Raw genomic sequence first — 14593 nt, 5'->3', positions numbered from 1 at the left:
CATTGTGATCGCCCCTTTTTTGAGTTCGGACCATGGGCCGGGCCGGTAATCCGGCCCGGATAGTCAGCGGAAGGGCAGCGCCTTCGAATTAAGGCTTCATCTCGATGCCGCGCTCGACGCGCATATCCTTGAACACGACGGCGATGGCCTCGATCACGCGCTTGTTCGGATTGGCCTTGCAGTATTGAATGACCTCGTGCTCCGCCTCTTTTCCGCGCTTGACGTTGAGCATGTGCTTTCGCGCAAGGCCATTGTACCACCCGCTGTACCAGGTCGTCAGCATGTCGGCGTCTTCTTGAAACGTACCGGCCAGCTGCGCGCAGGTCAATTTCTGCACGTCGATGTAACCATTCTCGTCTGCATACGAGCTCAGCATGGTCTGTGCGACCGCGGGGGAGGCAAGCACGATCGCCAAGAGCGATGCAGATAGTAGTTTTCCGTTCATTTTAATCACCTTACAGAATTGTGCCGGAAATTATCTTAAGGAAATTTTGCAGTAACCTTTTCAAATCTGTTTCGTGACGGCAGGGATCGTCCAGGTTCCATTGATGATCGACGGATCGGTTTCGCTCGGCCAATACATGCGAAGCATCAGGATGAAGTCGCTGGCCGGCGCGGGGAGCCAGTTCGACTCCTTATCCTTGCCGGGCGATTCGTGCTGGATATACAGATCGGTGGAGCCGTCCGGATTGGATTGCAGGTTCTCGCGGGGGCTGATCGAGTACCGGTTGAGCGGGTTGTTCACGAAGAAATACTTGTCGTCATACATGGTCAGCGACCAGAACCCCTCCACGGGCGGCAAATGTCCTTTCGGGAAGCGCATGACGTATTTGTTGGCCCCGTTGTATTTGCGGCCCGCGGCATCGTGTTGCGAGGTTGGATAGACTGCATCCTGGGGGCGATTGGCGCCGAGACCGATGGCGGTTACAAGCGCCCGCATCAGGTAGTCGGTGCCGTAGATGCCGGTCTTTGTCGTAAAGGCAAAGCCGTTCTCGTTCTTGATCGCCCTGTTGATCTTGAATTGCAGCATGATCCTGTCGAAGGCGACTTCCGGGATGCGCTTCGCCAGGTCGACCTTGAATTTGCTCTCGTCGAAATCCTGCCCCGGGACGATGCCGATGCGCGCAAACCGCGCCAGCTCGGGAGCATCGGCGTCCGATGGCGGATTGCTCTTCATCAACTCGCTGAGCAGTTTGAAGTAGGACACCGCATCCATGCGGTTGACCTGATCTCGCACCGGGGTCTTCATGTCGATCGACGGATCGACCTTCCCGGGCTGCGGCGTATAAGGCTTGCCGTAGGCGCTGAGCGGAACGAGCTTGAACTCGTCTTGCAGCTTGTGGACTGCCGCGTAGTCCTCGGGCGTGCCGGTGCAGTAGATCCGCCCGAGCAGCCAGACGATGTTCGTCAGGGATTTATATTCCTTCACGCCGTCCGGCAAAGTGCCTTTCCAGCCGGGGCCGGTGATCGCATAGGTCTGCGCACCGGTGCCGGTCGTGCGCTTGCCCGGGACCTGGAAGACCGTCGTCCAGCCGTCGAGCATCGGCAGCAGGAAGTATCGTCCCTTCATGTCGGGAACGCTGAGGACCCAGGGTTCCTTTCCGACATCGAAGAACGAGGTGGTGTAAAGCGTATCCGCGTTGGGCGCAGTGACGTCACGGAAGGACGCGTCGGGATAGCTGCGCAGCTTGATGATATGTCCCATCGGGCCCCGCGTTCCCACGGGTTCGGCAACATTGGTGATGATCCGCCGGGTCATCTCCATGGTGACCAGCGGATAACCGAAGATGTAGGCGTCGGTCGCCAGCCAAAAATCCTCCAGGCCTTCGCCGATGCCGAGGAAGGCCCCTTGCTCGGCGAGTGCCGAGTGCCCCATCGTCGCGCTTGTCAGCGCGCCTATGCCGCCGAAGGCTGCAGTTCGCCGAGTGATCTTCATTGTGCACCTTCCACCTTGCGCCAGGCCGAAGCGAGCCGGCGAGCACTTGCAGCAGCGCGCCTCCGGGCACTCCTCGCGGAACCGCGCCGTTGAGCGCGATATTGCGCTTCGGCGACGGCGATTTAAGCTTGGGCATTTGGCGTCCCCGCTCGCACGGAATCTTGCCATTTCGCGCCAAAAGCGCGTGTGCGCGAAAGTGCTCAATGCCGGCGTTTGGGCTGAAGCGCCGTCATTTGCGTTGCTGCCGCCTGTAACGTGCAGGCTGGGTTTTCATCAGGCGCCTGAAGCTGCGGGAAAAGCTGGTCGGGCCGGTATAGCCGAGGAGCAGAGCAATCCGCGAAATCGTCTCGTTGGTTTCAGTCAGCAGGCGGCAGGCGGTGGCAACCCGGACTTCGGCGACGATTTCGCTATGACTCGTTGCCTGCGCTGCCAGGTGCCGTTGAAGTGAGCGGGCGCTAACTCCGAGTCGACTTGCAATATGTCGAAGGGATGCGCCACTCTGCAATGACGCCGCGACAGCTTCTCGCACTGCGTGTTCGGAGGGGATATGTCCGAGCTTCATTACCTTGTCACGAAGGGCCGGAACCTTCGTGTCTCCGTCCACTCAGCGTGCCAATTAACGATCGATTAGATCACTCGTCTGGCCATCGCCCGCCAAAATCGGGATGGCGAGAGATTTCGCTTCGTAACAGGTAGATCATGGCCTGGCATTGATACGAGAAGTAGTTCCGTCGGGTAGCCTTGGGGGAGGCGATCGTTATGAGAAATATTCCTTTAGCACGCTGCCAATTCGTCATCCCTTTCGCCGACATCTGCGATGAGATTGGCGCTCCTACTGCATCATTGCTGGAAAAATCCCGGCTTCCCACTTCGCTCGAGGAGAAGGCAGACGATTTCATGCCTCTGCTGCGCGCGGTTGAATTCGCCGAAGAAGCACAGAGATCGCAAGGTATCGTGGATTTCGGATTCCAGGCAGCGAAGCGACTTCAGTTTTGCCACCTCAGCGCGAAGTTCCGTGCGGTCATCGGATGTTCACCGACGCTGTTCACCGCTCTGCAGCAAGTCTGCAAATGGGCGACGCTGGAGGACAACGTTCTCAATATGTGGCTCGAACGGGCCGATGATCATATCAAGGTATGCAGCAAGCTGATCGGCACATCAGGCATCCCTCACCTCGAACATTCGCAGTGGCTTCAGAATATTTTTTCGATTCATATCGTACAACAATTCGCTGGGCCCGAATGGAAGCCCGCAACAATAGCATTCGAAGCTCGCTACCGTCCGAGCGCAGAAACCCAAGCCCGATGGCCCAATACGCGGTTTCTTTCCGGACAATTTGCTTCGTGGATCGAAGTGCCGCTCTCCTTCATGGGATTTCCCGGCCGTGTGAGCGAGGTGCCGCTTGATTTTCTCGACGAGGATGTCGGGCCGGCCGGGGGGGAAATCATCGGCGCACTCAGGTTGATGTTGCCCTCCTATCTGGACGAAGGGGTTCCGAGTGTCGCGGAGATCGCCGAGATGGCGGGGACCAGCGTCCGGAGCCTGCAGCGCCGGCTCTCGGTCGCCGGCCTCACCTACTCGGAACTGCTCGAGGCCGCCCGGTTTGAAAAAGCGGCCAAGCTTCTGCTGACGACGGACGTCAAAGTGATCGACGTGGCGTTTGCCGCAGGCTACGCCGACCCGGCGCACTTCACCCGCGCATTCCGCCGCATGTCAGGTACGACCCCGCGTCGTTTTCGCGATGAAGCGAGATCGCGATAGCCTCGCCGTCTCCGTCCGCCGCTTGGCCTTGGATGTCTGCGACGCTTTGCCGGTGTCGGGTCGCGTCGCATTGCGTCGAGCGATCGTCGATCCCTGACGATGTGTGGGCGCGAACGCGGATACTCCCTGCATCGATGCTTAGCGTCATATTTCAATGTATATATCGAAGAATGCGTTCTATACTTGGGGGGATACGAATTCGCGTTTCTGATTTCGACCGTCTCTTAATTTGGTTTGGTATTTTTGGTTTAGAATAATTCCATTCAAGGGACTTTCGCTTGCTATTCCTGCGCAGAGGATTACACGGCAAGCGCTTTCGATTTTTGGTCACCTTGAATGCCACGACTTTCAACGCTGGCGGTTTTTGTCGCGACGCTGGCCGCGTGGCACGTGGCGAGCACCTCCGGCTGGGTTACGCCCTTCCTGCTGCCGTCGCCGCGGACCGTGCTGGAAACGCTGATCGAACTGGCCGGCTCGGGTGTCCTCGCCAAGCATATGCTGGTCAGTCTGAAGCGTGTCGGCGCGGGTTATCTGGTCGCGATCGGCCTGGCCGTTCCCGTCGCGCTGCTGTTCAGCCTCAGCGGCGCGCTACGCCGCATGGTCGAGCCGCTGCTGGAGTTCCTTCGCCAGATCCCGCCGCTGGCAATGATGCCGCTGCTGATCCTGTGGCTCGGCATCGGCGAGACGCAGAAGATCGGGATCATCGTTCTGTCCTGCTTCTTCCCGATCTTCCTGGGTGTGCGCGGCGGCATCGCCGCCGTCGACCGCAAGCTCATCGATGTCGGAACGGTCTACGGTTTCAGCCGCGCCGAGATCATGCTGCGGATCGTCCTCCCCTCGGCCTTGCCGTCGATCGTGGTCGGCCTGCGCATCGGCCTCGGCTATAGCTGGCGGGCCTTGGTCGGCGCCGAGCTCATCGCCTCCTCCGCCGGCCTCGGCTACATGATCGTCGACGCGGAGAACCTCGCGCGCACCGACATCGTCCTGGCCGGCATCCTGGTGATCGGAGTGCTCGGTCTCATCAGCGATCACCTGCTTCGATACCTCATCAGCCGCAAGGCAAGCTGGCTGTCCGGCGATCTGGAGATGGCGCGTGCTTGAGGCGCGCCATCTCGGCAAGACCTATCGGTTGGGCGAGACGGAGGTCGTCGCCCTCGCCGACGTCGATCTGGCCTTCCCGCGGGGCTCGATCACGACCGTGGTCGGCCGCAGCGGCTGCGGGAAGACCACCTTGCTGCGCCTTCTCGCCGGCCTCGAGCTGCCGACCAGCGGTGAGCTGATGCGCCAGGCCGGCCCGGTGCGAACGGGTGTCGTCTTTCAGGAGGCACGGTTGATGCCCTGGCTCGACGCGCTCAGCAATGTCGCCTTCGGCCTGCGCCGACGCTTGCCCGCCTCGGTGGCCGAGGAACGCAGCCGCGCCGCTCTCGAAACCGTCGGGCTATCCGCCTTCGCCGACGCCATGCCCAGCCAGCTATCGGGCGGCATGGCGCAACGCGTCGCGATCGCCAGAGCCCTGGTGACGGAACCGGATCTGCTGCTGCTCGACGAGCCCTTCGCGGCGCTCGACGCCTTCACCCGCCGCGCTATGCAGAACGAGTTGATCGCGATCTGGCAGACGAAGCGGCCGACCATCGTCTTCGTCACCCATGATGTCGAGGAAGCCGTCCTGCTCGGTCAGCATGTGCTCGAGCTCGAGCGGGGCCGTGTCGTCGGCCATGAACCGATCGATCTGCCGTTCCCGCGCGATCCGACGGCGACCGCCGTGAATGATCACCGCCGGCGCATCCTCGCCAATCTCACCGCACCAGGGCGGAACTCCGCATCCGCAATGCATCCCGCCCTCGACAAGGAGCCCTCCCGATGAAACGTCTCGCTGCCCTGGGCCTTGCGCTCGCATTGCTGATCGGCCCCGCGGTGGCCGCGGACAAACCGAAGACGGTCCGCGTCACCTATGTGACCGCGCCCTTCAACGTGCCGTCCATCGTGATGCGCGAGAAGGGCTATCTCGACGAGGCCTTCGCCAAGTTCGGCATCAAGGTGGAGAATCCCGAGATCACCTCGGGCGCCCAGCAGACGCAGGCCCTCGCTGCCGGCGAAATCGATATCGCCAGCGTGCTCGGCGGCACCTCGACGATCCTCGCGCGCGCCAATGGTGTCGACCTCAAGGTCGTGGCGGCCTATGCCCGCTCGCCCAAGGCCTATTTCCTGATGACCCGTGCGGATGGCCCAGCGAAGATCGCCGATCTCAAGGGCAAGAAGATCGCCGGGCCGAAGGGCACGGTGCTGAACCAGCTGCTGGTTGCGGCGCTCGCCTCGCAGAAGCTGACGCTGAACGACGTCGAATACATCAACATGGACCTGCCGGCAGCGCGGGCGGCCCTGCTCGCGGGCCAGGTCGACGTCGCGACGCTTGCCGGCGCCAACGTCACCCTGGTCGAGAAGGCCGGCGGCAAGGCGCTGACCAGTGGCGAAGGACTGATCAAGCCGACGACGGTCATCGGGGCCCGCACGGGCTTTGTCGAACAACATCCCGATCTGCTCGCCGCCTATTTCGAGGCCCATCGCAAGGCTCTCGACTTCATGGCCAAGAACCCGGAGGAGGCGCTGGCGATCGCGGCGAAGGAGCAGAAGATCTCCATCGAGGACGCACGCGCGCAGATGCCTCTCTACGATTTCACGCCCGCGATGACCGAGGCCGACATCGCCAATCTGTCCGAAGATCAGGACTTCATGATCCAGGCGGGCATGCTGCCCAAGGCCAAGGCGATCGACATCAAGGCGAGCCTTGTCGCACCTTCCGCCTTCACCCTGAACTAATCGAGCGCGGCGCCGGTCGGCTCGGCCGGCGCCGCCTATGCCCGGTACCGGAATCATGCGCCTTTCGATTCTCGATCCCATCGTACTGCCGAAAGGCGGCACTTCCGGCGATGCTCTGCGGACAGCGATCGCCATGGCGCGGGCAGCCGAGCAGCTCGGCTTCACCCGCTATTGGGTCGTCGAGCATCACGACGTCGCCTTCGAGGCCAACCCCGCACCGGAGGTCTTCGCCGCGGCGCTGGCCGGCGCGACCTCGCGGATCAGGATCGGGGTCGGCGGCGTGCTTCTGAACCATTACAGCCCCTACAAGGTCGCCGAGGCGATGCGCACCTTGAGCGCTCTGTTTCCCGGCCGCATCGATGTCGGAATCGGCCGCGCCACGGCAGGCCCGATGGCCGACCACGCCCTGCAGCGACTGCGGGATGCTTCGCTTCCGGACGACCATGCAGCGCATGTCGAGGAACTGATCGGCTGGCTCGGCAATGATCTGCCCGACGCTTCGCCCTTCCGCGGCATCCGGATCATGCCGGACGAGCCTCCCGGACCATTGCCGTGGATCCTCGCTGTCAGCGAGGAAAGCGCCGAGAGGGCTGCGGCCCTGGGCCTCGGCCTCGCCTGCAGCGCCTTTCATAAGCCCGAACAGGCTCCGCATGCGGCGGCCGCCTATGCGAGGAATTTTACGCCCTCCCGTTACGCCGCCGGCATCGACACCCCGCAGGCCTTCATCGCCGTGCGCGTTATCGTCGGCGAGACACAGGAGGAGGCGGAGCGGCTTGCCATGCCGGTGCGCGCGGTGTTCAAGCTTCGGCGGTCGCCGGAACGGGTCATGGTGCCGCATCTGCCCGATCTCGACGAAGCGATCGCCATCATGGGCGGGATGATCCCCGCAGAGACCGCCGAGTGGCCCGCCTATGTCATCGGCACGCCGGAGCGCGTGATGGCAACGCTGTCGCGCATGGCGGAGCGGACCGGAATCGACGAGTTCATGATCCAGGATTTTCTGGACGATCCCGGGCTCCGCTTGCGCAACTACGAACTTCTTGCCGCTGCTGTCGGGCAATCTCGTCGCGGCGCCGTCCGGCCATAGGTTCGCCTGACGGCTTGCCCGAAATCGCGCCGTCGATGCTCTATCCGACGCTGCGCGCGTTGGATCAGAGCGCGAACAGGGCCCGCGCATTCGCCGACATGATCCTGTCGCGATCCAGGTCGCTGATCGCAGCGGAATCGATGAAAGCGCGTGCCTCGGTGTTCGACCAGAACGGATAATCGACGGCGAACAGCACGCGCTCGGGGCCGATTTCCGCCAGAGCGCAGGCGAGGGCGGGGTGGGAGAAATTGCCGCTCGTCGACAGATGGAAATGGCCGCGAAAATACTCGCGGAACCGCCGCTTCATCGTGACATGCCGGGCGATGATCGCGTCGCAACGCTCCATCATGAAGGGCAGGCCCTCGCCGAGATGGCCAAGCACGATCTGCAGTTTCGGGAATGCGTCCAGCGCGCCGCTGAGCACCAGCCGCATCGCTATCGTCGCCGCCTCGACCGTGAAGCCGAGCGCGCCGCGGATCAGGACCGGATAATCCTTGTAATAGGCATCTATCACCGGAGCGGCGGGCGTCGCCGGATGGATATAGATCGGAACGCCCAATCCTTCCGCGCGCTCGAAAATGCCCCAATATTTGCGCGCGTCGATGAACTCGCCGCGGGTCAGCCCATGGATCATGGCGCCGCGGAAACCGTTTGCGGAAACGCGTCGTTCAAGCTCCCTGGCCGCCTCCTTCGGATCCGGGGTCGGCAACATGGCAAGGCCGCAGAAGCGGTCGGGGTGGCGCTCCACCGCTGCGGCCAGAAGATCGTTCGACAACCGCGCAAGCCGGACGGAGTCCACAGCCTCGAAATTCTGCGCTCCAGGCTCCACTTCGGATAAAATCTGCACGCCGATGCCGGCGGCGTCCATCGCGGCGATGCGGCCGGCGCCAAGATCGGTGAGCGCCGCGTCGAGTGCGGCGCTGCTCATCACGTCATGGCCGCGCCGCAGATCGCGCAGTCTCGGCGTCCAAAAATGCTCTTCAACGGCGACAATGTCGGACGACATGCTTCGATCCTCGATAGCCCGGGAGCCTCAGTTCAATTCGACGATCGCGCGAGGCGTCTTGTGCAGCCGCTCGGCGATGCCGTCGGACCGGGTCAGGAAATTGTCGCAGACGGTCACGAACAGCCGGTCGGTCGAGAGGCTCGGATGGATGCCGATATTCATGCCGGGCGCGATCGCCATCGTCTCCTCGGCATGCGCCAGCGGTCGTTCCACGGCGTCGCAACCCTGGCCATGGCAATGGACGCGGCGCTCCGGCGGAAAGCCGCGACGGACCATATAGTCGTTGTAGGCTGCGAGGATTTCGTCGCAGCGTGCGCCGTCCGAGAGAAGCGACACGGTGAAATCCTGCGCCTCGGCCATGCGGGCGAAGCCGTCGGCCAACTCGGCCGGCGCCTTGCCGAGCGTGAAATGCCGCGCGATGTGGACGAAATATCCGCCTGGCCCGCTATTCTCCGCCTGCAGCAGCAACGTGTCGCCCTCGCGCAGTGTGCGGCCATGGAACGGGCGGATGAGCATTGGAGTCGGTGCGCCCGCAGCGGCCGAGGAGCCGAGAAAATAGCCGGTCTGGCTGCCCATCGTCTGGCCGAGATAATAGGCGCAGGCCATCACTTCGAAATCGCGCATGCCGGGCTGGATGAAAGCACCTATGCGCGCGAAGATATCGTCCTGCATCGCCGCCGCGCGGCGAATGAAATCGATCTCGACCTCGCTTTTGACGGCGCGCGCATCGTCGACAAGGTCGCTGGCGTCGGACCAGCTGATATTGCCGGCGCGTCTCTGAAGCCCGGACGCGAAGCCGTGATACATGGCGTTCGCGCCGACAAGCCCGACCGCTTGAAAGCCAGAGTGCGCAATCTCGGCGGCGACTGCTTCCGCGTCCTGTTGGCCGGTATATCGAACCATGGGAAAATTCGCGGTGAACACCCGGCGGCCGACGCCGGGCAACGTCTCATCGCGATCATCGAGATCGACGACGCGCCCGGCGGCTCCATGGGAGACGAGAGTCATGAGGCCGTCGGCCGGTACGATCAGCGTCTGCGCCGGGTTCGGCAACGCGCCAAGGCCGGTGAACCAGCGAAAATAGCCGCCGCCGGCGGCGAGGTTGTTGGCGCCTTGCACGATCAGGGCGTCGAGCTTTCGCGCACGCATGCCCTCGCGAACGGCCCTCCAGCGGCGCTCCATTTCGGCGCGCGGGGTTGGGTCGGAGAATCTGTCGATCATGCTCATGGGCGCGCGATCCCCGATAGTGGCCGCGGGTGGGTGAAGACGACGATCAAGGGGTGCGAGGCGTCAGTGCGTAGCGGCTTTCAGGGCGCGGCAGGCCCAGCCCGTCGCGCAAGGTTTCGCCGTCATAATCGCGGTGGAACAGGCCACGCCGCTGCAACTCCGGCAGAGCCAGCGTGGCGAATTCGTCGAGGCTGCCGGGCAAATACGAGGGTTGGACAATGAATCCGTCGCTGCCGCCTTGCCGGAACCACTCTTCCATCTTGTCGACGACCTGCTCGACCGATCCCTTGATCGTCAGCTTTCCGCGCGCTCCCGCAAGTCTGAGATAGAGCTGGCGGATCGTCAGCTTTTCGCGCTGCGCCAGCTTGACGATATTCTGATAGAGGCCGCTCTTGCTGGCGTCCGTCGGCGGCAGATCAGGCAGCGGACCATCGAGCGAACAGGATGAAAGATCCGCGCCGCCGAGCATGGTCGACAGGATTTCGCGTCCGACGACCGGATGGATGAGCGACTGCATGTGCGCGTGCTTCTCGTTCGCTTCGGCCTCCGTTCGGCCGACGATCGGGTTGATGCCCGTGAGCACGTGCAGATGTTCGGGGCGGCGGCCGTAGCGCGCCATGCGGCCTTTCACATCGCGGTAATATTGCTGCGCGCTGGGGAGGTCCATTTCGGCCGTAAAGACGATCTCGGCCGTCGCGGCGGCGAACTCACGGCCATCTTCGGAGGAACCGGCCTGGACGATGACCGGATGGCCTTGAATCGGTCGCGGAACATTCAGCGGCCCGCGAACGCTGAAGTGCTTGCCCTTGTGGTCGAGCGCATGCAGCTTTGCCGGATCGAAATAAGCGCCGCTCTGCTTGTCGCGCAGGAAGGCGTCATCATCCCAGCTGTCCCAGAGCCCGCGGACGACATCGAGGAATTCATGCGCCCGGTCATAACGCTCGGCGTGGCCATAATGCTGGTCGCGCCCGAAATTTCGGGCCTCGGCATGCGCGGTTGAGGTAACCACGTTCCAGCCGGCGCGGCCGCCGCTGAGATGGTCGAGCGACGCGAATTTGCGCGCCAGATGATAGGGCTCGTTGTAGCTCGTCGAGGCTGTCGCCACGAGTCCGATCCGGTCGGTCACAACCGACAGCGCCGACAAGAGCGTCAGAGGCTCGAAATGCGCGGTATACTGCGCCGACCGGCTGAGCGCGTCCGGATGCGCCTCGCGCACGGCTACCTGATCCGCGAAGAACAGGAAGTCGAATTTCGACTGCTCGGCCGTTCTCGCCATGTCGAGATAGTGGCGAATGTTGACGCCCGCATCGGCTTGCGCGTCGGGATGGCGCCAGGACGCGACGTGATGTCCGGTGTGGTTGAAGAACAGGCCGAGCGTCATCGTGTCGCGAGATCGCATCACGCGGCTCCTTTCAACGGCATGTCGGGGATGGCCGGACCGCGGCATAGGCTCCGCGCAGATAGACCAGCGGCGCCTCGGCGATCTGCCCGCGGGCGTCGCGGACGAGCCCCACGAAAATCGAGTGGGTCGGCGTCTGGTATTCGCTTGAGAGCTCGCAATCGAACACCGCGATCGCATCGAGCAGAACGGGCGCTCCGGTTTGGAGCGTGGTCCATTGGTCGCTTGCAAAGCGCGCTTCGCCGGCGATCTGTTCGCGGCCGGCGAAGCGGTTGGCCAGCATCTGCTGATCTTCCGCCAGCACGTTCACGCTGAAGCAACGATCGGCGCGAATGCGGGAGTGAGCGCTGGCGTTTCGATTGACGCAGACGAGCAGGGCGGGCGGATCGTCGGATAGCGAACAGATCGACGTCGCGGTCAATCCGGTCCGTTGACCCTTTTCCTTGCCTACGGCGATGACCGCAACCGTGCCAGCGACATTGCGCATCGCGCATCTGAAAGCGGCGGCGTCCATCGTCACAAGTCTCCGCGGTATGAGACAATAGGTAGCATGCTCACTAATATGATGAGTATGCTACCTAACTGTCAAGCCGCTTCTCGGCGGATGGGATCGAGCCGGACATCGTTGTCGGCGGGAGCTGAAAGGCATATTGATGCGGTGTTCACCGATTTCGCAAAGCGCGGGCCATGCTTGATGAGATTGCGAATATTGCCGATCTGAGGGACAAGCCTGGCTTTCTCATCCGGCGCGCGCATCAGATTACTGTCGCCGACATCGAGGCCAAGCTGGCGGCCTACAAGGTGACGGCGCCGCAGCATCTGGTTCTGACGGTGCTTTACCTGCATCCGAAAATCGACCAGGCGACGCTGGCGGATCTCATCGCGCTCGATCGCGTCACAGTCGGGCGCATTCTCGTCGGGTTGGAGCGGCGCAATCTGGTGCGCCGCGATCGCTCGCGCGTCGATGCGCGAGCGCGCGTGCTGAGCCTGTCGACGCCCGGAAAGCGGCTTGTGCTGGCGCTTCAGGACGCTGTGCGGCGATCCCAGACGGATATCCTGGCGCCGCTGTCGGATGAAGAGCGGCGCCAGTTCTTCCACATCATGCGCCGGCTCGTCGGCTTCGAGCCGCCTGCGTCCATTGCCGCGCTTGCCGCGGAAACGCCGGAGCAGCCGGCCGGCAGACGGGTTCACGGACCATAGATCGCCGGATCGTCGATCTCGTTCAGCAGCGGCCTGGCGGCGATGAAGCGGCCGGCGTTCTCGATCACCAGCTCGACCGCCCGCGCCAGCGACGGCGCATGTCCGCGCCCGCCCATATGCGGTGTCAGGATCAAATTCGGGCAGTCCCAAAGCGGGTCGTCTTCCGCCGGCGGCTCGGGATGGGTGACATCGAGCCCGGCACCGGCAAGTTCGTTGTTGTGCAACGCGTAGCGCAGCGCCGCAGAGTCGACGAGCGCGCCGCGCCCGACATTCACCAGCAGCGCCGTCGGTTTGCAGATCGCCAATTGTCTCGCGCTGATCATGTGCCGCGTTTCGGAGGTGAGGGGCGCGGCGAGGACGATGATGTCGGCGCGGGCGAGTGCGCCGTCGAGTTCGTTAGTGCCATAGACCTCGTCGGCTAGCGGGTCGGGCGTCGCCTGGCGCTTGACGCCGATGATGCGCATGCCAAAGGCGCGCGCCCGGCGCGCGACCTCCCGTCCGATTGCTCCGAGCCCGACGACGGTGAGGACCGCGCCGTCGAGCGCCTGCATGCGGTCGGCGTAGTCCGGCGCCCAGGCGCAGGCGGCTTGGCGAGCGAACGACAGATCGAGCCGACGCGCGAGGCCGAGCATGAGCGCCATCGCATGTTCCGCAACCGCGCTGGCATAGGCATCGCCGACGGTCGTCAGCCGGGCGGCGGCGGGAATTCCGTGCACGCGCGCCGCGTCGTAGCCCGAGAGCAGAAGCTGAACCCAGCGAATATCCACCCCCAGATCATGCAGCGCCCGCGCCGTCTGCGCGTCGCGCAGCTGGCTCATCGTGACGAGCGCTCGGGCGCCCGGCAGCGCGGCGGCGAAGCCGGCCTGGTCATCGACCCGCGCGACTTCGGCGCCGAGCGCTTGCAGACCTCGCGCAAGATCGGACGCGGCCTGCGACGTCCAAACGATGACTTTCATGGGTTCCCCAGCTGCGACGCGAGCTTTCGATATTGATGGCATGCCAATGATCGGCATACAATCAAAAAGCCCGGTCATGCCTGGGCCAACGAACCGGCCAGCAGCGTCTGGATAAATGAAACGGGAGGGATGAATGCTTACACGACGGGCGGTTTCTCGATGGCTTGGCGCCGGGCTCATGGCGGGTGCGGCCACAACGGGGTTTGGCCAATCTTTCCCCAGCAAGCCGTTGCACATCATCGTGCCCTATGCGCCTGGCGGCAGCTCGGATCTGATCGCCCGCACCCTCGGTCAGAAGCTGCAAGAAAATCTCGGCCAGCCGGTGATCGTCGACAATCGTCCGGGAGCCAACGGCGCGATCGGCATCGAAGCGATGATCCGTATGCCGGCGGACGGCTACACCTTTGCCGTGATTTCTACCGGCGCGCTAACCGTCAATCCGCATTTCGAGCAACTGCGCTACGATCCGCTGAAGGATCTGACGCCGATCTCCATGGCGGCGATCAGTCCGCTGGTGCTGGCCGTGAATGCGAAGATGACGGTCAATTCGGTCAAGGATCTCATCGCATATGCGAAGGAGCGGCCGGGCTACGTCACCTACAGCATTCCGGGACCGGGAAGCCTGCCGCATCTTGCGGGCGAACTGCTCAAGCGCGAGGCCGGGCTCGATATGCTCGCGATCCCCTATAAGGGCGGCTCGCCCGCTTCGGTCGCGGTCGCGTCGGGCGAGGTGATGGTCGGCATCGTGGATACCGGCGCGGTGCTGCCGCTCGTTCGCTCCGGGATGGTGCGCGCGCTCGCAATGACAGACCCGAAACGCTCGCCCTCCATGCCTGATATTCCGACCGTGTCGGAAGCGGGCGTGCCGGGGTTCAGCGTCAATTCCTGGATCGGCGTCCTGGCGGCGGCGGCCACGCCGCCGGATCTGGTCGCGAAACTCAACGGCGAGATCACCAAGGCGCTGCAGGCTCCCGATGTGCGCGGGCGGTTCGCCGCCGCCGGGCTCGATCCGGCACCGACTAGCGCGGACGAGATGGGCAGGATCATGCGCGCCGACTTCGCGCAGTGGCAATCATTGATCAAGGCGGCCAACATCAAGGCGCAGTGAACTGCAATCGGCTGGCGAAAGCCGATGGCCGTCGCATCCGAGGTCGACGGGATCTCTGGTGCGGCGGTCTGTTCATCGCAATCGTCGCTTCCGTTC

15 protein-coding genes are annotated in these 14593 nt (G+C 63.4%); 7 read left to right on the top strand and 8 right to left on the bottom strand.

Annotated features, from left to right (window positions below; translation table 11 throughout):
* Positions 1 to 88 precede the first annotated feature (88 nt).
* From AC1DDA_RS19135 to AC1DDA_RS19125, 3 genes are all read right to left on the bottom strand, one after another.
* Positions 89 to 445 (bottom strand): HdeA/HdeB family chaperone, encoded by a 357-nt coding sequence (locus tag AC1DDA_RS19135; RefSeq protein ID WP_476796949.1) that lies wholly within the window; start codon positions 443 to 445, stop codon positions 89 to 91.
* A 60-nt stretch (positions 446 to 505) separates the two neighbouring features.
* Positions 506 to 1936, bottom strand: coding sequence for a DUF1254 domain-containing protein (locus AC1DDA_RS19130; protein WP_476796948.1), 1431 nt, complete (start codon positions 1934 to 1936; stop codon positions 506 to 508).
* A gap of 229 nt (positions 1937 to 2165) precedes the next feature.
* The gene (locus AC1DDA_RS19125; RefSeq protein ID WP_476796947.1) at positions 2166 to 2498 is read right to left on the bottom strand and encodes a helix-turn-helix domain-containing protein; all 333 of its coding nucleotides are present in this window, start codon (positions 2496 to 2498) and stop codon (positions 2166 to 2168) included.
* Positions 2499 to 2695: 197 nt separating this feature from the next.
* Between AC1DDA_RS19125 and AC1DDA_RS19120 the strand changes: the two genes are divergently transcribed.
* From AC1DDA_RS19120 to AC1DDA_RS19100, 5 genes are all read left to right on the top strand, one after another.
* On the top strand, positions 2696 to 3697 hold the full coding sequence (locus tag AC1DDA_RS19120; protein ID WP_441511722.1) for a helix-turn-helix transcriptional regulator: 1002 nt from the start codon (positions 2696 to 2698) through the stop codon (positions 3695 to 3697).
* A gap of 336 nt (positions 3698 to 4033) precedes the next feature.
* A complete protein-coding gene (locus AC1DDA_RS19115) occupies positions 4034 to 4798 on the top strand; it encodes an ABC transporter permease (protein ID WP_476796946.1) in 765 nt (254 codons plus the stop codon).
* Positions 4791 to 5561: an ABC transporter ATP-binding protein gene (locus AC1DDA_RS19110; protein ID WP_476796945.1), complete on the top strand. Its 771-nt coding sequence runs from the start codon at positions 4791 to 4793 to the stop codon at positions 5559 to 5561. The genes AC1DDA_RS19115 and AC1DDA_RS19110 overlap by 8 nt, the downstream gene beginning before the upstream one ends.
* Positions 5558 to 6514, top strand: coding sequence for an ABC transporter substrate-binding protein (locus tag AC1DDA_RS19105; RefSeq protein ID WP_476796944.1), 957 nt, complete (start codon positions 5558 to 5560; stop codon positions 6512 to 6514). The genes AC1DDA_RS19110 and AC1DDA_RS19105 overlap by 4 nt, the downstream gene beginning before the upstream one ends.
* A 55-nt stretch (positions 6515 to 6569) precedes the next feature.
* Entirely contained in the window at positions 6570 to 7601 is a 1032-nt protein-coding gene (locus AC1DDA_RS19100) for an MsnO8 family LLM class oxidoreductase (RefSeq protein WP_476796943.1), read from the top strand.
* A 64-nt stretch (positions 7602 to 7665) separates the two neighbouring features.
* Here the strand turns inward: AC1DDA_RS19100 and AC1DDA_RS19095 are convergent, their stop codons facing one another.
* The 4 genes from AC1DDA_RS19095 to AC1DDA_RS19080 are packed head-to-tail and all read right to left on the bottom strand — an operon-like array spanning position 7666 to position 11747.
* Entirely contained in the window at positions 7666 to 8607 is a 942-nt protein-coding gene (locus AC1DDA_RS19095) for an amidohydrolase family protein (RefSeq protein WP_476796942.1), read from the bottom strand.
* A 27-nt stretch (positions 8608 to 8634) separates the two neighbouring features.
* Entirely contained in the window at positions 8635 to 9834 is a 1200-nt protein-coding gene (locus tag AC1DDA_RS19090) for a M24 family metallopeptidase (RefSeq protein WP_476796941.1), read from the bottom strand.
* Positions 9835 to 9880: 46 nt separating this feature from the next.
* The gene (locus AC1DDA_RS19085) at positions 9881 to 11236 is read right to left on the bottom strand and encodes an LLM class flavin-dependent oxidoreductase (protein ID WP_476796940.1); all 1356 of its coding nucleotides are present in this window, start codon (positions 11234 to 11236) and stop codon (positions 9881 to 9883) included.
* Positions 11237 to 11246: 10 nt separating this feature from the next.
* Positions 11247 to 11747: a flavin reductase family protein gene (locus AC1DDA_RS19080; protein ID WP_476779496.1), complete on the bottom strand. Its 501-nt coding sequence runs from the start codon at positions 11745 to 11747 to the stop codon at positions 11247 to 11249.
* 173 nt (positions 11748 to 11920) lie between these two features.
* Between AC1DDA_RS19080 and AC1DDA_RS19075 the strand changes: the two genes are divergently transcribed.
* A complete protein-coding gene (locus AC1DDA_RS19075) occupies positions 11921 to 12433 on the top strand; it encodes a MarR family winged helix-turn-helix transcriptional regulator (RefSeq protein ID WP_476796939.1) in 513 nt (170 codons plus the stop codon).
* On the opposite strand, the gene AC1DDA_RS19070 is transcribed toward AC1DDA_RS19075, so the two are convergent.
* Positions 12421 to 13629, bottom strand: coding sequence for a D-2-hydroxyacid dehydrogenase (locus tag AC1DDA_RS19070; protein ID WP_476796938.1), 1209 nt, complete (start codon positions 13627 to 13629; stop codon positions 12421 to 12423). The genes AC1DDA_RS19075 and AC1DDA_RS19070 overlap by 13 nt on opposite strands.
* On the opposite strand from AC1DDA_RS19070, the gene AC1DDA_RS19065 reads away from it, so the two are divergent.
* A complete protein-coding gene (locus tag AC1DDA_RS19065) occupies positions 13619 to 14497 on the top strand; it encodes a Bug family tripartite tricarboxylate transporter substrate binding protein (RefSeq protein WP_476796937.1) in 879 nt (292 codons plus the stop codon). The genes AC1DDA_RS19070 and AC1DDA_RS19065 overlap by 11 nt on opposite strands.
* The last annotated feature ends 96 nt before the right edge of the window (positions 14498 to 14593 follow it).

The sequence above is a fragment of the Allobosea sp. 10N428 genome, assembly GCF_056394545.1.
This window is presented reverse-complemented; position numbering and strand designations above follow the sequence as displayed.